This window comes from Pseudomonas sp. SDO52101_S400 (assembly GCF_054071635.1).
The window spans coordinates 1-18,430 of record NZ_JBSVWF010000056.1 but is presented as its reverse complement, the minus strand read 5'-3'; the positions used below and the strand labels follow the sequence as shown (position 1 = coordinate 18,430).

Below are 18,430 nucleotides of genomic sequence, written 5' to 3'. Positions count from 1 at the left end.
CTCGGGTCGGCCGTTTTATGGGGAGTTCACAGTGAAACCGGTCAAAGTAGGCATCTGTGGGTTAGGGACCGTCGGTGGCGGAACCTTCAACGTACTTCAGCGCAACGCCGAGGAAATTGCTCGTCGTGCCGGGCGTGGGATCGAAGTGGCACAAATTGCCATGCGCACGCCAAAGCCTCAGTTCCAGACGACCGGTATTGCGATTACCAACGATGTCTTCGAAGTGGCCACGAACCCTGAGATCGACATCGTGATAGAGCTGATGGGCGGCTACACCGTTGCCCGCGAGCTGGTACTCAAGGCCATCGAGAATGGCAAGCATGTGGTCACCGCGAACAAGGCTCTGATTGCCGTTCACGGTAATGAAATTTTCGCCAAGGCACGCGAGAAAGGCGTGATCGTGGCATTCGAAGCGGCGGTAGCCGGCGGCATTCCGGTGATCAAGGCGATCCGTGAAGGCCTGTCCGCCAACCGTATCAACTGGGTCGCCGGGATCATCAATGGCACCGGTAACTTCATCCTCACCGAAATGCGCGAGAAGGGTCGCACCTTCGAAGACGTGCTGGCCGAGGCACAAGCGCTGGGTTACGCCGAAGCCGATCCGACGTTCGACGTCGAAGGCATCGACGCGGCGCACAAGCTGACGATTCTGGCCTCGATCGCGTTCGGCATTCCGTTGCAGTTCGACAAGGCTTACACCGAAGGCATCACCAAGCTGACCACTGCCGACGTGAACTACGCCGAAGCGCTGGGCTACCGTATCAAGCACCTGGGCGTTGCACGCAGCACCGCCACCGGTATCGAGCTGCGCGTACACCCGACGCTGATCCCGGCCGATCGCCTGATCGCCAACGTCAACGGTGTGATGAACGCGGTGATGGTCAACGGTGACGCTGCCGGTTCGACCCTGTTCTACGGCGCCGGTGCCGGTATGGAGCCGACCGCATCGTCGGTGATCGCCGATCTGGTGGACGTGGTTCGCGCCATGACCTCCGACCCGGAAAACCGCGTACCGCACCTGGCCTTCCAGCCGGACTCGCTGTCGGCCCACCCGATCCTGCCGATCGAAGCCTGTGAAAGCGCCTACTACCTGCGCATCCAGGCCAAGGACCATCCGGGCGTACTCGCTCAGGTGGCGAGCATCCTCTCGGAGCGCGGTATCAATATCGAGTCGATCATGCAGAAGGAAGTCGAGGAACACGACGGCCTGGTGCCAATGATCCTGCTGACCCATCGCGTGCTGGAGCAGCACATCAACGATGCGATCGCCGCCCTTGAAGCCCTGGCGGGCGTGGTGGGTCCGGTCGTGCGGATCCGTGTCGAGCACTTGAACTAAACAGAAACAGCTGCAAGCTTCGAGCTGCAAGCGACAAGAGAAAAGCAGTCCGGCTTTTACTTGAGGCTTGTAACTCGTAGCTTGGAGCTCAAACCGAAGGTTTGCCCCTATGCGTTACATCAGTACCCGCGGCCAGGCACCGGCCCTGAATTTCGAAGACGTCCTGCTGGCCGGTCTCGCCACCGACGGCGGTCTGTACGTCCCGGAAAACCTGCCACGTTTCACTCAGGAAGAAATCGCTTCCTGGGCCGGCCTGCCTTATCACGAGCTGGCCTTCCGCGTCATGCGCCCGTTCGTGACCGGCAGCATTCCGGACGCCGATTTCAAAAAGATTCTCGAAGAAACCTACGGTGTGTTCTCGCACAACGCCGTTGCGCCGCTGCGTCAGCTGAATGGTAACGAGTGGGTGCTGGAGCTGTTCCACGGCCCGACCCTGGCGTTCAAGGACTTCGCCCTTCAACTGCTAGGCCGTCTGCTCGACTACGTGCTGGAAAAGCGCGGCGAGCGTGTGGTGATCGTCGGCGCCACCTCCGGTGACACCGGTTCGGCCGCCATCGAAGGCTGCAAGCACTGCGAAAACGTCGACATCTTCATCCTGCACCCGCACAACCGTGTGTCCGAAGTGCAGCGTCGGCAGATGACCACCATCCTCGGTGAGAACATCCACAACATCGCCATCGAAGGCAACTTCGACGATTGCCAGGAGATGGTCAAGGCCAGCTTCGCCGACCAGAGCTTCCTGAAGGGCACGCGTCTGGTCGCAGTGAACTCGATCAACTGGGCGCGGATCATGGCCCAGATCGTTTACTACTTCCACGCAGCCCTGCAGTTGGGCGGCCCGGCGCGCTCGGTGTCGTTCTCGGTGCCAACCGGCAACTTCGGCGATATCTTCGCCGGCTACCTGGCGCGCAACATGGGGCTGCCGATCAACCAGTTGATCGTCGCCACCAACCGCAACGACATCCTGCACCGCTTCATGAGTGGCAACCAGTACGTCAAGGAAACCCTGCACGCCACCCTGTCGCCATCGATGGACATCATGGTCTCGTCGAACTTCGAACGCCTGCTGTTCGACCTGCACGGTCGCAACGGCGCTGCGATTGCCGGTCTGATGGATTCGTTCAAGCAGGGTGGCGGTTTCAGCGTCGAGCAGGAGCGCTGGACCGAAGCGCGCAAACTGTTCGACTCTCTGGCCGTGGATGATGCGCAAACCTGCGAAACCATCGCCGAAGTCTACGAACAGACTGGCGAAGTGCTCGATCCGCACACGGCCATCGGTGTGAAAGCCGCACGCGAATGCCGTCGCAGCCTGGATATCCCGATGGTGATCCTGGGCACGGCGCATCCGGTCAAATTCCCGGATGCCGTGGAAAAAGCCGGTGTAGGAAAAGCTCTCGAACTACCTGCACATCTTTCTGATTTGTTTGAGAGAGAAGAGCGCTGCACAGTTCTGGCAAACGAGCTGAAAGCCGTGCAGGCCTTTGTCAGTCAGCATGGCAATCGCGGCAAGCCGCTTTAAGCCCTGAAAGCTGTCACATTTTGAAGCCCGTCTCCTGACGGGCTTTCTTGTTTTTGCATGCCACACTGCTCGGGTTTCGCCCACGAAGGACGGGCGAGTCGATGACGAAGGATGTGGCAATGCGGTTTTATTCAGGATTGAGGCCAGCGCTGAGCTGGTTGTTTTTGTTGGGGCTGTCGGGGTTTCTGCAATTGACCGAGGCGGCCCATCTGACGATGCATTCAGACGGGGTGGAGTTGAACATCCAGCCCATCGAGCTGGACGCGCAAGAGCGACAGTGGATTCGTGAAAACCCCAGGGTGACGGTCGCCTCGGTGCAGTATCCCCGGTATCTGTTTCAGGACGAACACGGTCAGTGGAGTGGCTTGAACAACGATGTGCTCAAGCACATCAGCGCCATGACCGGTTTGCAGTTCGTGCATCAGGAATCGTTCTCCACCAACCACATGCTGGAACGCCTGGAAAGCGGCGTCGCTGACATCAGTACGACGCTGGCAATGAACGAGGAGCGCAGGCAGTTCCTCGATTTCAGCCATGCGTTCGGCGGGGCGGGCTGGGTGTTCGTCGGACGTGCAGGTGCGCCGGCGGTGCAGTCGCTTGAGGAGCTGGACAAACGGGTGCTGGTGTTGCCGGCCAGGCATGCGCTGGAGGACAGTATCCGACGGGAACACCCTTTGATCGAGATACGCTCGGTCAAGACCTACGCCGAGGCCCGGGCGCTGGTGGAGAGTGGCGAGGCTTACGCCACGATTGAAAACGAGATCGGGGCGCAGTTGTTTCCCTCAGGCTTGCTCAAGGTTGGTGGCCTGGTGGAGGGCAAGTGGGAGGCGGATCATCTGGCGGTACGCAAAGGCTTGCCTGAGTTGCTGAGCATCCTCAACAAAGCCTTGGGCGCTTTCTCGGCCGCCGAGTTGCGGGCCATGCGCGTGAAATGGCTGAACGGAGTTTCACCTGTGCCGGCCCGTTCATTAGGGGCGCGGATGATCGAATGGGGATGCTGGGGGATGGGGGTGCTTGGAGTGTTCGGCCTCCTCTCGCTGCTATGGAATCGCCGGCTCGCCACCGAAATAAAGCATCGCCGGGAGGCCGAAAAGGGCCTGGGCGATCAACTGGCTTTTCAGCATGCCTTGGTCGATGCGATGCCAGACCCCGTATTCGTACGTGATCTGCAGGGACGGCTGGTCATGTGCAACCGCAGTTATGAAGAGGCGCTTGGCGTGCGTCTCGAACAGGTACATGGGCGGACGCTGCATGAGTTCGATGCACTGCCGCAGGCGACTGCCATGATGCTGCATGACGAGTTCATGGTGCAGTTGCGTACACGCAAGACGCGCTTCAGCAAGCGGCAGCTGTTGTTCAAGAGTGGCTCCCGGCACATCTATCAATGGACAGTGCCCTTTTACGGTGCCGATGGGAAGTTGCGCGGCTTGTTGGGTGGATGGACTGATATCACCCAGCGGCGGACCGAGAGCGGGTGTCGATGTCCGCAGTGAGGTTGGGAAATTTCCTATAAAACCTGGCTACTTTTCTGATGGGAGGCTTAGGACGACTGCCCTAGAGTGACAAACCACTGCGGCGAGAAACCGCGATTGTCGTTCAAGAGGTCGTCCAATGCGCTCGCTCAAAATCCTGCTTCTCGAACCCGACCCGTTTCAGTTGATGGCGTTGCACCAGATGCTCAACGCCATCGGTATCTATGACGTGTTGACCGCGCCGTCGCTGAGTGCGGCAAAGCGTTCGCTGGTACGCCGTGGGGCTGTCGACATCGCCATCTGCAATCCGCAGCTTAAGGGCGGCGACGGGTTGGCGCTCATCAGGCATCTGGTAGCCCGGCAAGAGGCACGAGCGCTGATTCTGTTGGGGGGGGTGGCGCCCAGCTTACTGACCGATCTGAAACCGTTGCTCGGCGAAGGCGGGATGAAACTCCTGGGACGACTGCACACACCGGTCTCGGCGGTGTTGATGCGCAATCTGCTCGACAGTTATCTGTCGTTGCCCCGACGTCCGGTCACTGCCTGAAGCCTTTGGTTATTTTTCTGTCATCTTCACCCTGCATTCTCCTTCAGGTAGGTGACGCTCCGGGAGAGGCCGCCGACATGCAGAACTTTCTTCTCGGGCCGGTGGTCATTTACTGTGGACACGCCCCAGACACTGTGTTTTCGGACTATTGAGTGGAGATCGAGATGGAAAGTATCAGTCTATTGCTCGGTGAGGCTCTGAGCCCGTATCAGGTAACGCTGACCCCTAGCGGTCTTCAGGGTGAATGCCTGGTGACACTGAAGAACGGCAGTGGCGCCATCATGGTGGAGCGCGAATTCAATCAGGCACAATTGAACGACAAGCGCCAACTGACGGATGTGGTCGACGGTTTGCATCGCGATATCCTGATCGCCGAAGGTCGGCTGGAGCCTTGTGTGATCGCTGCGTTACGCAATGCGGCCCGTGACAAGCATCCAGGCCTCTGAAACTGATTTGTCTTTTGTGGGAACCTTCCTGCATCCAGGTCAGTCAGACCCCATAGCAGCAGGAGCAAGCATTGTGCTCCGGTGCTTGTCGCTTGCTGCTACGGGTCTTTGATACAGACCACGTTTAACCCCGAGTCGTCTCCCCACTTCTCGGGGTTTCTTTTTGCCCGGGATTCACTCCGAGGCCTGCTGTTGAAAGAAAATCCGCGCCTGCTCCAGATAGTCAGGACGCATTTCAGGGTCGAGCCAGTCGGCGTACAACTGGTTCAAATGGTCATGGGGCAACGTGCGCAGCAACTGGTTGATCTCGGTGATCGCCTGTCTGCCCTGATTCGTGTCGGAGCAGCCTACGTAACCTGACAGATATTTGCCGGTACCGCGGATCGGGAAGAAGACCAGTTCATCCTCGGCAATCTGCGCCTGGTGAGCCTGATAGCGGATTTCCGGCCAGTAGCCCAACACGACCTGGAGACGGCCGAGGCGCTGCATCTGCAACAGACTGCTCAACGCGTCATTGCCGTAATGCGAGGTCAGCGCTTCGGTCGGTGCATCGCGCAGCAAATGGTCGAGAAACTCGCCGTAGCTTCGCTCCGCCACGACTCCCACCTTGCTCTCGCCACTGGCCAGCAGTGCAGCCAGATCAACTTCACCGTCGGCCAGAAACGGCATCAGTATCTCGCGATCCTTTTGACGCACCACGAGGCCATTGCTTACCGCTCGAAATGCTGGAATGGAAAACGCGATCCACTGCGCTCGCTCTTTGCTCCAGATCAGCGAGGGATCACAGGTAAAAGACGCTTCGTGCAGCATCTGGATGCCGCGGGCGCGGTTGACCCGCATCAAGGTGTGTTCGTATTGCGGCATGCCGGCAATCAGCATCGGCATCAATTGATCGATAACGCCCTGGCCCTTTTTCGGGCCTTCGAAAATGGTCAGCGGCGGCAGGTCGCGCAGCAGCCAGATCAGTGTCGGCTTCGCCTGCGCCCACGCCGGGAGCACCAGCAGAAAAAGCAGGCCGAACAGCCGCCACGTCCACCAATGGTGGGCGCGGTTGGAGGCTGAGGCCGGTCGGCGCTTCAGCTCAGATGGCTCCGTCTTCGCGCAGCCGGGCGATCTGCTTCTCGTCGTAGCCAAGATCGTGGAGTACCTGCGCATTGTGTTCACCGAGCTGCGGTCCGACCCATTCGGACGTGCCGGGTGTATCAGAGAGTTTCGGCACGATGCCCGGCATCTTGAAGGGTTTGCCGTCCGGCAGTTTGGCCTGCAGGAACATTTCCCGGGCCAGGTACTGCGGATCGTTGAACATGTCTTCGGCGCTGAAGATCCGGCTGGCCGGGACTTCGGCCTGGTTCAGCAGGTCCAGCACGGTTTGCAGCGGCAGCGAATTGACCCAGCGATCGATCACGCCATACAGCTCGTCACGGCGAGTGTCGCGCCCGTCATTGCTGGCCAGTGTCGGGTCATTGGCCAGATCCTCTCGGCCGATGATCAGCATGAAGCGCTTGAAGATCGCATCGCCGTTGGCACCGATCTGTACGTGCTTGCCGTCGGCAGTGGTGTGGATCGACGACGGCGTGATGCCCGGCATGATGTTGCCCGTGCGCTCACGAATGAACCCGAACACATCGAACTCCGGCACCATGCTTTCCATCATCGCGAAGATCGCTTCGTACAGCGCCACATCGACTACCTGGCCGAGGCCGCCGTTGACCTCGCGATGACGCAAAGCCATCAGCGCGCCGATCACGCCCCACAGCGCTGCAATCGAATCGCCGATGGAAATCCCGGTACGCACGGGCGGGCGGTCTTCGAAACCGGTGATGTAGCGCAGGCCGCCCATGGATTCGCCGACCGCACCGAAACCTGGTTGATCCTTCATCGGCCCGGTCTGGCCGAAACCGGACAGGCGCACCATCACCAGTTTCGGGTTCAGCGCGTGCAGGGTTTCCCAGCTCAGGCCGAGTTTTTCGAGTACGCCGGGGCGAAAGTTTTCGATCAGGATATCGGCTTCACCCAGCAGCTTTTTCAGGATCGCCAGGCCATCAGGATGTTTCAGGTTGAGCGTCAGCGACTTCTTGTTGCGCGCCTGGACAAACCACCAAAGCGAGGTGCCTTCGTACAGCTTGCGCCACTTGCGCAGCGGATCACCGCCGTCCGGCGATTCGATCTTGATCACTTCAGCACCGAACTCGCCGCAAATGCGCGAAGCAAACGGCCCGGCAATCAATGTACCCAATTCGATGACTTTCAGACCGCTGAGCGGTTTGTTGGCGAACGGCATGCGAGATCCTGTAGGACAAGGCTGAACGGATACAGCGTTTTAACATAGCCGGCTGTCAGTCGCGCAAGGTTGATCGCCATCAATTCGTGGATTGCCTACAGCATCGGTTAGACTTGCCGACTTTCCTCGTATCAAGAAGCCCGTTCATGGCCCAGCCGTCCACCACCTACAAATTCGAACTGAACCTCACCGATCTCGACCGCAGCGTCTACGAGAACGTGAAGCAGACCATCGCCCGCCACCCTTCGGAAACCGAAGAACGCATGACCGTGCGCTTGTTGGCCTACGCGCTCTGGTACAACGAGCAACTGTCGTTTGGTCGTGGTCTGTCGGACGTGGATGAACCAGCGTTGTGGGAAAAGAGCCTGGATGACCGCGTCCTGCACTGGATCGAAGTCGGCCAGCCGGACGCGGATCGCCTGACCTGGTGCTCCCGTCGCACCGAACGCACCAGCCTGCTGGCCTACGGCAGCCTGCGCGTCTGGGAAGGCAAGGTGATCCCGGCGATCAAAAACCTGAAGAACGTCAACATTGCGGCTGTCCCTCAGGAAGTGCTGGAGACCCTGGCCAAGGACATGCCACGCGTCATCAAGTGGGACGTGATGATCAGCGAAGGCACGATCTTCGTCACCGACGATCGCGGTCAGCACGAAGTCCAGCTCACCTGGCTGCAAGGCGAGCGCGGTTAATCCCGCACCGCATCTGATTTATCCCACGTAACCAAGAGAAGTTCCTGTCACCCCATGCGTATCGATCCTCGCCCGTTGCCCGCCACGCTGCCGTTTCTCGGTGATCTGCCACCGCTGCTCACCCGCCTGTACGCGGCGCGGGGCATGCAGTCCGAGGCGGAGCTGGACAAGAGCCTGGCGCGGCTGATCCCGTTCCAGCAGCTCAAAGGGATCGATGCGGCGGTGGACCTGCTGGTGACGGCGCTGGAGCAGCGTCAGCGGATCCTGATCGTTGGCGACTTCGACGCCGACGGTGCGACGGCCAGCACCGTGGGTGTGCTCGGTTTGCGCCTGCTGGGCGCGGCGCACGTCGATTATCTGGTGCCCAACCGCTTCGAATACGGCTACGGCCTGACCCCGGAAATCGTCGAGGTCGCGATGACCCGCGAGCCGCAGCTGTTGATTACCGTCGACAACGGTATTTCCAGCGTTGAAGGCGTTGCAGCAGCGAAACGGCATGGTTTGAAGGTTTTGATCACCGACCACCACTTGCCCGGCGATGAACTGCCGCAAGCCGATGCACTGGTCAATCCGAATCAGCCAGGCTGCGAGTTCCCGAGCAAGGCTCTGGCCGGAGTCGGGGTGATTTTCTACGTATTGATGGCTTTGCGCGCACGCCTGCGCAGCCTCGGCTGGTACGAGAGCAAGCCACAACCGAACATCGGCGAACTGCTGGATCTGGTGGCGCTGGGCAGCGTTGCCGACGTGGTGCCGCTGGATGCCAACAACCGGATTCTGGTGCACCAGGGGCTGGAGCGGATTCGCGCCGGGCGTGCGCGGCCGGGGATCAAGGCGATCCTGGAAGTGGCCAAGCGTGAGGCTTCGCGCATTACCTCTACCGACCTCGGTTTTATCGTCGGCCCGCGTCTGAACGCGGCGGGGCGTCTGGACGACATGAGCCTCGGGATCGAGTGCCTGCTGACCCAGAATGCAGAGCTGGCCCGGGAAATGGCTGCGCAACTGGACGGCATGAACCAGGATCGAAAATCCATCGAGCAAGGCATGCAGCGTGAAGCGCTGGCCCAGCTCAAGGACTTGCCGGTCGAGTCGATGCCGTTCGGTCTTTGCCTGTTCGATCCGGAATGGCACCAGGGTGTCATCGGTATTCTGGCTTCGCGGATGAAGGAGCGGTATTTCCGCCCGACCATCGCCTTTGCCGATGCCGGTGATGGCCTGCTCAAGGGCTCCGGGCGCTCGGTCCAGGGCTTCCATATTCGCGATGCGTTGAGCGTGGTGGCAGCGCAGCATCCGGACCTGATCAGCAAGTACGGCGGCCACGCGATGGCGGCTGGCCTGACCTTGCCGCAGGAGAATTTTCCGTTGTTCGCCGAGGCATTCGACGCCGAAGTGCGTAGGCAACTTCGCGAAGAGGATCTGACCGGACGCCTGCTGTCGGACGGCACGCTGGCGGTCGAAGAGTTTCATCTGGAACTTGCTCGCGCCCTGCGTCACGCCGGGCCGTGGGGCCAGCATTTCCCGGAGCCGCTGTTCCACGGCGTGTTCCAGTTGGTCGAGCAGCGCGTGGTCGGCGAGCGGCACCTGAAAGTGGTGCTGAAAACCGAATGCGGTTCGGTGAAGCTCGATGGCATCGCCTTCGGCATTGATCGCGATATCTGGCCGAACCCGACGATCAAATGGGTTGAACTGGCCTACAAGCTCGATCTCAACGAGTTTCGCGGTAATGAAACCGTGCAACTGATGATTGCCCACATCGAACCGCGCTAAGGGCTTCGCGCCCCTTTATAGAAGGGGCGCGGGAGTCTTCAATTGTGCTGTTTCATTTCTGAACCCTCCCTCATCCCCGGATGTCGACTAGGCTCTAAGCACTGCTTGATTGGCCTTGTGACGTCTTGTCGAATTTTTTGCCCGCGGGGGCGGGTGCTGTACCTTTTTCCTGTCACTCGTCGACTTTTCAAACAGAACCCTGGAGCCTGCCCACTGATTTGAGAGGTGCCCCATGAGTCTGCTGCTTGAACCCTTTACCCTTCGCCAACTGACCCTGCCCAACCGCATTGCCGTGTCGCCAATGTGCCAGTACTCGAGTGTCGATGGCTTGGCCAACGACTGGCATCTGGTGCACCTCGGCAGCCGTGCAGTGGGGGGTGCGGGCCTGGTATTCACTGAAGCCACGGCGATCACGGCTGACGGGCGGATCACCGCCGAAGACCTGGGCCTGTGGAGCGACGAACAGATCGCACCGCTGCAACGCATCACCCGTTTCATCAACGCGCAGGGCGCAGTGGCCGGCATTCAACTGGCCCATGCCGGGCGCAAGGCCAGCACCCATCGGCCGTGGATCGGCAAGCACGGCAGCGTCAAACCGGACGATGGCGGCTGGACGCCGGTCGGGCCTTCGCCGATTGCCTTCGACCCGCAACACACCCAACCCAAACAACTCGATGAGAGCCAGATCGCCCAAGTCATTCAGGACTTCGTGGCAGCGGCCAAACGTGCGTTGGCAGCCGGTTTCAGTGTGGTAGAGGTGCATGCGGCGCACGGTTATCTGTTGCACCAGTTTCTTTCGCCGCTCAGCAACCAGCGCCGCGATCAGTACGGCGGTTCGTTCGAAAACCGCATTCGACTGGTGCTGCAAGTGACCGAGGCGGTACGCGCCGTATGGCCGGAAGAGTTGCCCGTGTTTGTGCGCCTGTCGGCTACCGATTGGGTGGAAGACGGCTGGAACCCCGATGAAACCGTAGAGCTGGCACGACGCCTGAAATCGCTGGGGGCTGACTTGATCGATGTGTCATCGGGCGGCACGGCGGTCAACGCTGAAATCCCCGTGGGGCCGGGTTATCAGACGCGCTTCGCCGAACGGGTGCGCAAGGAGTCAGGCATCGCCACCGGCACCGTGGGAATGATTACCGAGCCGGCCCAGGCCGAGCACATTCTGCGGACCTGTCAGGCTGACATCATCTTCCTTGCCCGTGAACTGCTGCGTGATCCGTACTGGCCGCTGCATGCCGACGATGATCTGGGTGGGCGCAAAGCGGTGTGGCCGGCGCAGTATCAACGTGCGACCCATCGGGATCAGCCGATTCACGAGTCTGACCTGCGGGATTGATTCCAACCTCTCGCAAAGCCTATAAAACCCGCCATTGATCCGGCGGGTTTTTTCTTGTCTGCCGTTTGGAATTGCAAAGGAATGGACCGCAATGTTGATCGAACGTGAGCTGACTGAATCGGACTTGCCGCTGCTGGCGCTGATCGACCGCAGTGAATTGGTCGAGGAGTGTTATTGCGTGGAAAACGGCGAGCTGATTCTGTATCCGGCGCGTTTCGACATGCGCGGATGGCCCGAGGGGGAGGCAGAGGAGAATGCGCGGGTATTGGATAAGTGCTGGCGAAACGGCGGGTGGCTACACGGGTTTTTTGATGGCGAGACACTGGTGGCGGCAGTGGTTGTGGATAACCGGGTTATTCACAATCAGGGCCTGAAGATGCGGCAGTTGAAGTTTCTGCACATCAGCCGTGCCTGGCGCGGGCAGGGATTGGGCGGGCGGTTGTTTGCGCAGGCCTGCGAGCATGGCCGGGAGGTCGGTGCCGAGGCGTTGTATGTCTCGGCGACCGAGTCGCGCAATACCGTGGAGTTCTATCAGCGTCAGGGTTGCCGGTTGCTGGCGCAACCGGATCCCGAGCTGTTTGCACTCGAACCTCACGATATCCACTTTTACTGTCGCCTGGAGTGAAGCCATCGCGAGCAAGCTCGCTCCCACAGGTTTTCGGTTGTACACAAGCTCTGTGATCAATCGATATCCATGTGGGAGCTGGCTTGCCAGCGATGAGGCCCTATCCGACGCCAGAGAATCATCAAGGATACTTGCGCTTGTCCGGCGCCGGCGGGAAGTACTGGTACAACCAGGTCTCGCTCAGCGTGCGGTCGTTGGTGCGGATGAACAGACGCAGCTCAACTGGCTCAACGCTGTCATTGGTCGGGTACCAATCGAACAGGATCCGATAACCCTTGATGTCATCCAGCACCAGCACGCTGAAATCCTGCACCTTGCCGTTGGAGCAAGTGACCACCGGTTCGATCCCGGTGCCCTGCGGCAGGCGATCCAGACCGCCACCGGTGAAGTCCACGGCGAAACGGCGGGCCCAGACCGGCGGGTAATGCTCGCCCGGTGCCCAGCCTTCGACGAATCCACCCATGCCCGAACGGGTCGCATGCACCCGAGCCAGCGGGGTGCCGACTGGGGGCAGGGCGCTCCAGTAGAGCTTGTAGCCGTAATTCAGCGAGTCGCCGGCGGCTACCGGTTTCTTTGGCGTCCAGAACGCAACGATGTTGTCGAGGGTTTCACCGGTTGTAGGAATTTCCAGCAGATCGATGGAGCCTTCGCCCCACGCGGTTGTAGGTTCCACCCACAGGCTCGGACGTTTGCTGTACCAGTCGACGGTGTCCTGATAGTTGGCGAATTCGTGGTCGGTCTGCACCAGACCGAAACCTTTCGGATCGGTGTCGGCGAAGGCGTTGAATTGCAGGGTCGCCGGGTTGTTCAGCGGGCGGCAGATCCACTCGCCATTGCCGCGCCACATGGCCAGACGATCCGAGTCGTGGATTTGCGGGTGGATGGTGTCGCACATCCGGCGCTCGTGGGTGCCGCAACTGAACATGCTGGTCATCGGCGCGATGCCCAGTTGTTCGATGGCGGTGCGGGCATTGATGTGGGCGTCGACTTCCATTACCACGCGCTCGGCCTGGCAATCGATGTCGAAGCGATAGGCACCGGTCGCGCTCGGCGAGTCGAGCAGGGCGTAGACCACGAAGCGGGTCGCATTTTGATCCGGGGTCTCGAACCAGAACTTGGTGAAGTCGGGGAATTCTTCGCGTTTCTTGGCGTAGGTGTCGACGGCCAGACCACGGGCGGAGAGGCCATATTGGCCAGTGGCATCCACCGCGCGGAAGTAGCTGGCGCCGAGGAATGACACCACGTCATGCCGATCCAGCTCCGGTGCCTTGAACAGCTTGAAGCCGGCAAACCCCAGGTCGCCCTTGAGCTGCTGGGTGTCGACCGAGGTGTTTTCGTAGTTGAACAGTTGAGGGCGGAAATGCACCTCGCGGGCCGTGCGGGTCTTGGGATCGACGCTGTACATGCGCACCGGTTGACGGAACCCCATGCCGACATGGAAAAACTGCACATCGAGCTGACCCTTGTTCTCCTTCCACAGCGAATGATCACCGTCGTAACGGATCGCGTTGAAGTTCTGCGGAGTCATGGTCGCCAGGGTCGGCGGCAGCACCTGTTTGGTGTCCTGATAAGCACTGCCGGCCAGTTGCTTGGCCTGGCGCTTCAGCGTATCGAAGTCGAAGGCCTGGGCTTCACCGTCGGCGGCACCGCCAGAGGCGGCCCAGGCGCGTGCGGCGAGCAGGCCCGAGGCGGAAAGGCCGGTGTAGGCCGCAATGGCCATGGACGCTTTGAGCAAATTCCTGCGGTGCATAGATACAACCTGTCGTGGACAATCCCGCGCCGTTCCTGGCACGTACTGGATCAGAAATTACGGTTCGGACAAGCCTTCGGCCAAACGCTACGGACTAGTAACAGATGCCGGCTAGCTTAATCGGTTCGCCGATTTTGCAAAATTCATTGATAGCACGGCGACAGCGTCTCAATGAAACAAGACGTTACGGTTACTTATCCCACAGCCTTTTCTGATTTATAGGGCATATCTGCTTTTTTCGACTAATTACTCTAAAAACCGCTTTTCAGCGCCGATTTAATTTCTATTCTATGGGCATGGCCGGTCTCGACCTATCAGACCGGCAGGGCTCAAATCGCTGCTTAAAGGAGCAGGGCGATGCGGTTTTCGAGAAATTTCTGACGTACTGGAAAAGGACATCGTCCATGGCAAAAGGACAAGGCATCACCGAAATGTTGGGCATCTTTCCCTGCCTCACCAACGTCCGGCGAAGACGCCGGCTCAGTCCCGATGAACTGAAACTGGTGGAGCGTTATCGGGAGTTATCGGAGAGCGACCGGATTGCGATGCGGTATCTGGTGGATGCGATGAGGAGTGTTTCGCGCTTTTGAAGTGAAAAACCAACGGGGCGGACTGGGAAGTTCGCCCCTTTTTCGTTGTTGAGACTTATCGGGGATGCTGCGGTTGCATCAACCTCTTGGACAAGTTGGGTGGCGAACCGAGTGGCGTTCGAAGTCGGGATACTTCCCGTCAACACGGCAAAACCGGAAGGCCCGCGCCACGCGGCCCGCCATAACGCAGAACTGAGGTTCGGAAAAACCACGGTTCAATGAAGGGCAAACACCGTGTTGACAGATTTCCGGCTTCGACCTCAGTTACTAATTGGGCTGCTACGGGACAAAGCCTATCGGTCAGGCGCTAGCGGTGCCAGGTCTACTCTGACGACGCTGGTTGTAGGAATTGAAGATCCTTCTCGTAAGCAGCGTCTGTAGGAATTTCCTGTTTTTGCCTGTCCTGCAGAGAGGCAGCCCCTAAGCCGCAGTTTTTCCTTTATTTATTCGAATTCCAGGAATGAACTGCAGGTTTTCTACATGCTGATCGAATTTTCGGTTTCCAATTACCGCTCGTTTCGGGACAGGCAAACACTGTCCATGGCGGCCACTCCTCGTCTGAGCAAATCGCGTAATACCTTCAAGCCTCCCATCACTGCTGAAAGACTCCCTGATTTATTGAAGGTCGCGGCAATCTATGGCCCGAACGCTTCGGGCAAATCTTCATTGATTCGCGCAATGGGGATAGTGGGACGCTTGATGGCGGTGCCTTCGGGATCAAATGACGATGCACTGCCGGTTTCACCTTTCCGGTTTGATCGGGCTTTGAATGATGTGCCCAGCCTTTTTGAGTACGACTTTATACAAGCCGGGCTGCGCTATCGGTTCGCGCTCGGACTCACTGCCCAGAGAGTTGTTCAGGAGCAATTGCTCGTCTACCCCAAAGGAAAGGAAACCCTGCTCTATCGCCGCCAGTTTGATGCGGAGGGCGAGCACTATGTGTTTGGTAAAAACCTTGAGGGTGGCAAGGAAGTACACAATGCCTGGCGTCGTTTAACCAGTCCGAAGATGATGTTTATCGCGCAAGCCGTTGCCAATAGCAGCGAAGAGTTGAGCCAGTTGCGCTTACCGTTCAGTTGGTTTCAAACCGGGTTGTTGGTGGTAGAGCAGAACAACATGCTCGGCTTGTCCACAGCGTCGATTCGATTCCTGAAAATGGTCAAGAACCATACGAGTGACCTTCGCGACTTTCTCAAGGCTCTGGATATTCCCGTATCGGCCATTCAACTCAACGCGGACGAAGACATAGCGACCTCGGGCAATGGAAAACTCAATTTGAAAGAATTCTTCGCGGCGGCGCAAAAGGACAAGCTGACCCTCACGCATTCCAGTATTTCAGGTGATGCCGACTTCGACTTTTCCGAAGAATCGTGTGGCACAAAGAATCTGATCGGCTTCTGGCTACCCTGGTTCATGATCAATCAGGCCGGGGGTAGCGGGGTCTTGTGTGTCGATGAACTGAACAGCAGCCTTCATCCTGAAATCGTGGCTGACTTGATTGGCAAGCACTTGAGCAGTGGTCTGAACACTCAGCTCATCTTTACCACTCACGACACGCACCTGATGAATGAAAAGGTTCTTAGGCGGGATCAGTTCTGGATCACCGAACGCGATTCCCACGGCGCTACCAGCCTGTTTTCCGTGCACGATTTTGAGGGACGGGAAAGTGAGGATGTCGAGAAACGCTATTTCGAAGGCCGCTATCGCGGATTGCCGCTGTTAAGGCGGGATTGAGAATGGTGGGTTCGAACAGGTCGTTTGATCGAAAGGGTTCACGTTTCAAGGCGCAGCCGAAAGTGTTGGTCTTGTGTGAGGACAGTAAGTCAGGGAAGCGTTATCTGGAGGAGGCCGCATTTTATTTTCGGGCCAAGGCACAAGTTGAAATCGTCCATTGCGGAATTACGCATCCGAGCGGGATAGTCGAGCGCGCGGTTGTGCGACAAAAGCAGTTCGACAAAGTGTTCTGTGTGTTGGATCGTGATACTCACTTGTGCTTCGAGCGGGCACTGAATGTTGCGAGGTCTCATCCCAGGATCACAGTCATCGCCTCGTATCCATGTTTTGAGTTTTGGCTTCTGCTGCACTTTGGTTTCAATCGAAAGCCTTTCAGGGCGGTCGGGAAAAACTCTCCGGGTGATCTGGTTACCAAAAGCCTGAGAGCGAAGCCCGGCATGTTTAGATATGAAAAGGGAAAGGACATCAGCTATTTCACTCAACTGCTTGGAGAACCATTCAATGTGGCAAGAACGCTGGCACCGAAAATTCTTGAGGATGTTTCTGTCAGTGGTGAGCCCAACCCAAGTACAGAAATCCATTTACTGATGGATGAGTTTGAAACCCTCTCCAAACCCCAATTGATCTAGTCATGCGAACCATGCCCGCATCCCTGCGGGCAGGTTGTGTTCTGTTAGCGACCCACCTTCCAGGCATCCCCAGCCGGCGCCTTCCCATGGTCATACGGCTTGCCAATCCACATATAAACCAGCCCCAGACCAATCACGATCGCCGTGCTCAGCACCATCGCGTAGTTGATGTACCACGCCGCATCCGGCGTGCGGGGCCAGGCCATGTTGATGATTGCGCCGACGCCGTACACCAGCGCGCCGATGTTCACTGGCCAGCCCCAGGCGCCGAGGGTAAATTTGCCGCTGGGTTTCCAGCCTTTGCTGCGGGCGTACAGGGCGGCGAGGACGATCATCTGGAACGCGAGGTAGATGCCGATGGCGGCGAAGCTGACGATGGTGGCCACGGCGTCTTGCAGGAAGAAGCCGAGGGCGATTATCAGGCCGGGCAGGACGCCGGACACGAACAGCGCGGCAACTGGCACCTGGGTCGTAGGAGAAATCTTTTTCAGCAGTCGGCTGCCGATGACCATTTCATCGCGAGCATAGGAGTACAGCAGACGACTTGCCGCCGCTTGCAGGCTGATGACGCAGGAGATGAAGGAAATCATCACCACGCCCATCACCACTTTCGAACCGACGGGGCCGAAGGCGTTGTTGAGGATGGTGGTGACCGGGTCCTTGTCGGTGCCGTTGATCACCGCTTGCATGTCCGGCACAGCGAGGATCAGCGCGAGGCAAGCGAACATCGCCGCGATGCCGCCGATGTAGATGGTCATGCGCATGGCCACCGGGATTTTTGCGCTCGGGTTCGGGGTTTCTTCGGCCACGTCGCCGCAGGCTTCGAAGCCGTAGTAGAGGAACATCCCCGCCAGCGACGCGGTGAGGAAGGCCGGCAGGTAGGAGCCGTCGACGCTGATGTCGAAGGTGTTGAACAGCACGCTGATCGGCTGGTGACGCTCGAAAATCAGCAGGTACACGCCGACGATCACCGCGCCCACCAGTTCGCAGAGGAAGCCGAACATGGCGATCCGTGCCAGCACTTTGGTGCCGCTGAGGTTGACCAAGGTGGCGAACAGCGTCAGCACCAGGGCGATGACGATGTTGGTGTTGTTGCTCGGCTCAAAACCCAGCATGGCCGCGAGGTACGGGCCGGCGCCAACTGCAACGGCGGCAATGGTTACGCACAGGGCGATGGAGTAGATCCAACCGACCATCCACGCCCATTTCTTGCCCACCAGCCGTCGCGCCCACGGGTAGACACCGCCGGAAATCGGGAACTGCGACACCACTTCACCGAAGATCAGGCACACCAGCAATTGCCCGCAGCCGACCAGCAAATAGGCCCAGAACATCGGTGGCCCGCCGGCCGCCAGGCACAGGCCGAACAGGGTATAAACCCCTACGACCGGTGACAGATAAGTGAAGCCCAGCGCGAAGTTTTCCCACAGGCTCATGCTGCGGTTGAAGTTGGAGGTGTAGCCCAGTTGGCGCAGTTGTTCGGCATCGCTGTCGGCAACGGCGGCTGAGAGATCGGGTGATGCACTCATGTGTGTTTGCTCCGTGAAATCGGCAGATTTCGGATGGCCGAAGCCGTGGCGGGGCTTGGTGAGCGCCGCCCGGATCGGTAGTTATTGTTTTGAATGCCTGGTGATGCGTAATGCCGGTTTCCTTCCTGAAACCGGGGTGACGCCTTCGCGAGCAAGCCCGCTCCCACATTTGGAATGCAT

16 protein-coding genes are annotated in these 18,430 nt (G+C 58.9%); 12 read left to right on the top strand and 4 right to left on the bottom strand.

Annotation, left to right across the window (positions count from 1 at the left end; all coding sequences use genetic code 11):
• The first annotated feature begins 31 nt into the window (after window positions 1-31).
• From ACW9HX_RS23515 to ACW9HX_RS23495, 5 genes are all read left to right on the top strand, one after another.
• The gene (locus tag ACW9HX_RS23515) at window positions 32-1,336 is read left to right on the top strand and encodes a homoserine dehydrogenase (RefSeq protein ID WP_249485295.1); all 1,305 of its coding nucleotides are present in this window, start codon (window positions 32-34) and stop codon (window positions 1,334-1,336) included.
• 109 nt (window positions 1,337-1,445) lie between these two features.
• Entirely contained in the window at window positions 1,446-2,855 is a 1,410-nt protein-coding gene (gene thrC, locus ACW9HX_RS23510) for a threonine synthase (RefSeq protein ID WP_457382436.1), read from the top strand.
• A gap of 119 nt (window positions 2,856-2,974) precedes the next feature.
• Window positions 2,975-4,348, top strand: a complete 1,374-nt coding sequence (locus ACW9HX_RS23505; protein ID WP_457382454.1) for a transporter substrate-binding domain-containing protein — start codon at window positions 2,975-2,977, stop codon at window positions 4,346-4,348.
• A 118-nt stretch (window positions 4,349-4,466) separates the two neighbouring features.
• Entirely contained in the window at window positions 4,467-4,874 is a 408-nt protein-coding gene (locus ACW9HX_RS23500; RefSeq protein WP_457382435.1) for a response regulator, read from the top strand.
• A gap of 164 nt (window positions 4,875-5,038) precedes the next feature.
• Window positions 5,039-5,320: a DUF3509 domain-containing protein gene (locus ACW9HX_RS23495; RefSeq protein WP_457382434.1), complete on the top strand. Its 282-nt coding sequence runs from the start codon at window positions 5,039-5,041 to the stop codon at window positions 5,318-5,320.
• Window positions 5,321-5,494: 174 nt separating this feature from the next.
• Here ACW9HX_RS23495 and ACW9HX_RS23490 read toward each other — a convergent pair whose 3' ends face one another.
• The gene (locus ACW9HX_RS23490) at window positions 5,495-6,475 is read right to left on the bottom strand and encodes a TIGR02285 family protein (RefSeq protein ID WP_457382433.1); all 981 of its coding nucleotides are present in this window, start codon (window positions 6,473-6,475) and stop codon (window positions 5,495-5,497) included.
• The gene (locus ACW9HX_RS23485; RefSeq protein WP_457382432.1) at window positions 6,402-7,601 is read right to left on the bottom strand and encodes a CaiB/BaiF CoA transferase family protein; all 1,200 of its coding nucleotides are present in this window, start codon (window positions 7,599-7,601) and stop codon (window positions 6,402-6,404) included. Before ACW9HX_RS23485 ends, ACW9HX_RS23490 begins: the two co-directional genes overlap by 74 nt.
• 146 nt (window positions 7,602-7,747) lie before the next feature.
• Between ACW9HX_RS23485 and ACW9HX_RS23480 the strand changes: the two genes are divergently transcribed.
• From ACW9HX_RS23480 to ACW9HX_RS23465, 4 genes are all read left to right on the top strand, one after another.
• A complete protein-coding gene (locus ACW9HX_RS23480) occupies window positions 7,748-8,290 on the top strand; it encodes a YaeQ family protein (protein ID WP_011332624.1) in 543 nt (180 codons plus the stop codon).
• A gap of 54 nt (window positions 8,291-8,344) precedes the next feature.
• Window positions 8,345-10,054, top strand: a complete 1,710-nt coding sequence (gene recJ, locus ACW9HX_RS23475; protein WP_457382431.1) for a single-stranded-DNA-specific exonuclease RecJ — start codon at window positions 8,345-8,347, stop codon at window positions 10,052-10,054.
• A 232-nt stretch (window positions 10,055-10,286) separates the two neighbouring features.
• Window positions 10,287-11,393 (top strand): NADH:flavin oxidoreductase/NADH oxidase, encoded by a 1,107-nt coding sequence (locus ACW9HX_RS23470; RefSeq protein ID WP_457382430.1) that lies wholly within the window; start codon window positions 10,287-10,289, stop codon window positions 11,391-11,393.
• A gap of 91 nt (window positions 11,394-11,484) precedes the next feature.
• Window positions 11,485-12,018, top strand: a complete 534-nt coding sequence (locus ACW9HX_RS23465; RefSeq protein WP_457382429.1) for a GNAT family N-acetyltransferase — start codon at window positions 11,485-11,487, stop codon at window positions 12,016-12,018.
• A 121-nt stretch (window positions 12,019-12,139) separates the two neighbouring features.
• Here ACW9HX_RS23465 and ACW9HX_RS23460 read toward each other — a convergent pair whose 3' ends face one another.
• Entirely contained in the window at window positions 12,140-13,768 is a 1,629-nt protein-coding gene (locus ACW9HX_RS23460) for a glucan biosynthesis protein D (RefSeq protein ID WP_457382428.1), read from the bottom strand.
• A gap of 404 nt (window positions 13,769-14,172) precedes the next feature.
• Here ACW9HX_RS23460 and ACW9HX_RS23455 point away from each other — a divergent pair, with 404 nt between their 5' ends.
• The 3 genes from ACW9HX_RS23455 (at window position 14,173) to ACW9HX_RS23445 (ending at window position 16,721) form a co-directional block, all read left to right on the top strand.
• Window positions 14,173-14,358 carry a hypothetical protein gene (locus ACW9HX_RS23455; protein ID WP_039769577.1) on the top strand — a complete coding sequence of 62 codons (186 nt, stop codon included), beginning with the start codon at window positions 14,173-14,175 and terminating at the stop codon, window positions 14,356-14,358.
• A gap of 480 nt (window positions 14,359-14,838) precedes the next feature.
• Entirely contained in the window at window positions 14,839-16,092 is a 1,254-nt protein-coding gene (locus ACW9HX_RS23450; RefSeq protein WP_457382427.1) for an AAA family ATPase, read from the top strand.
• A gap of 2 nt (window positions 16,093-16,094) precedes the next feature.
• Window positions 16,095-16,721, top strand: coding sequence for an RloB family protein (locus ACW9HX_RS23445; RefSeq protein WP_457382426.1), 627 nt, complete (start codon window positions 16,095-16,097; stop codon window positions 16,719-16,721).
• Window positions 16,722-16,765: 44 nt separating this feature from the next.
• Here the strand turns inward: ACW9HX_RS23445 and ACW9HX_RS23440 are convergent, their stop codons facing one another.
• Window positions 16,766-18,250, bottom strand: coding sequence for an APC family permease (locus tag ACW9HX_RS23440; protein WP_457382425.1), 1,485 nt, complete (start codon window positions 18,248-18,250; stop codon window positions 16,766-16,768).
• Between the last annotated feature and the right edge of the window lie 180 nt (window positions 18,251-18,430).

What these genes read in the sequence shown, in the direction of transcription:
- thrC (WP_457382436.1), top strand. Translation starts at nt 1,446, where the DNA reads ATGCGTTACATCAGTACCCGCGGCCAGGCACCGGCCCTGAATTTCGAA.
- ACW9HX_RS23505 (WP_457382454.1), top strand. Translation starts at nt 2,975, where the DNA reads ATGCGGTTTTATTCAGGATTGAGGCCAGCGCTGAGCTGGTTGTTTTTG.
- ACW9HX_RS23500 (WP_457382435.1), top strand. Translation starts at nt 4,467, where the DNA reads ATGCGCTCGCTCAAAATCCTGCTTCTCGAACCCGACCCGTTTCAGTTG.
- ACW9HX_RS23495 (WP_457382434.1), top strand. Translation starts at nt 5,039, where the DNA reads ATGGAAAGTATCAGTCTATTGCTCGGTGAGGCTCTGAGCCCGTATCAG.
- ACW9HX_RS23490 (WP_457382433.1), bottom strand. Translation starts at nt 6,475, where the DNA reads ATGCGCAGGTACTCCACGATCTTGGCTACGACGAGAAGCAGATCGCCC.
- ACW9HX_RS23485 (WP_457382432.1), bottom strand. Translation starts at nt 7,601, where the DNA reads ATGCCGTTCGCCAACAAACCGCTCAGCGGTCTGAAAGTCATCGAATTG.
- ACW9HX_RS23480 (WP_011332624.1), top strand. Translation starts at nt 7,748, where the DNA reads ATGGCCCAGCCGTCCACCACCTACAAATTCGAACTGAACCTCACCGAT.
- recJ (WP_457382431.1), top strand. Translation starts at nt 8,345, where the DNA reads ATGCGTATCGATCCTCGCCCGTTGCCCGCCACGCTGCCGTTTCTCGGT.
- ACW9HX_RS23470 (WP_457382430.1), top strand. Translation starts at nt 10,287, where the DNA reads ATGAGTCTGCTGCTTGAACCCTTTACCCTTCGCCAACTGACCCTGCCC.
- ACW9HX_RS23465 (WP_457382429.1), top strand. Translation starts at nt 11,485, where the DNA reads ATGTTGATCGAACGTGAGCTGACTGAATCGGACTTGCCGCTGCTGGCG.
- ACW9HX_RS23460 (WP_457382428.1), bottom strand. Translation starts at nt 13,768, where the DNA reads ATGCACCGCAGGAATTTGCTCAAAGCGTCCATGGCCATTGCGGCCTAC.
- ACW9HX_RS23455 (WP_039769577.1), top strand. Translation starts at nt 14,173, where the DNA reads ATGGCAAAAGGACAAGGCATCACCGAAATGTTGGGCATCTTTCCCTGC.
- ACW9HX_RS23450 (WP_457382427.1), top strand. Translation starts at nt 14,839, where the DNA reads ATGCTGATCGAATTTTCGGTTTCCAATTACCGCTCGTTTCGGGACAGG.
- ACW9HX_RS23445 (WP_457382426.1), top strand. Translation starts at nt 16,095, where the DNA reads ATGGTGGGTTCGAACAGGTCGTTTGATCGAAAGGGTTCACGTTTCAAG.
- ACW9HX_RS23440 (WP_457382425.1), bottom strand. Translation starts at nt 18,250, where the DNA reads ATGAGTGCATCACCCGATCTCTCAGCCGCCGTTGCCGACAGCGATGCC.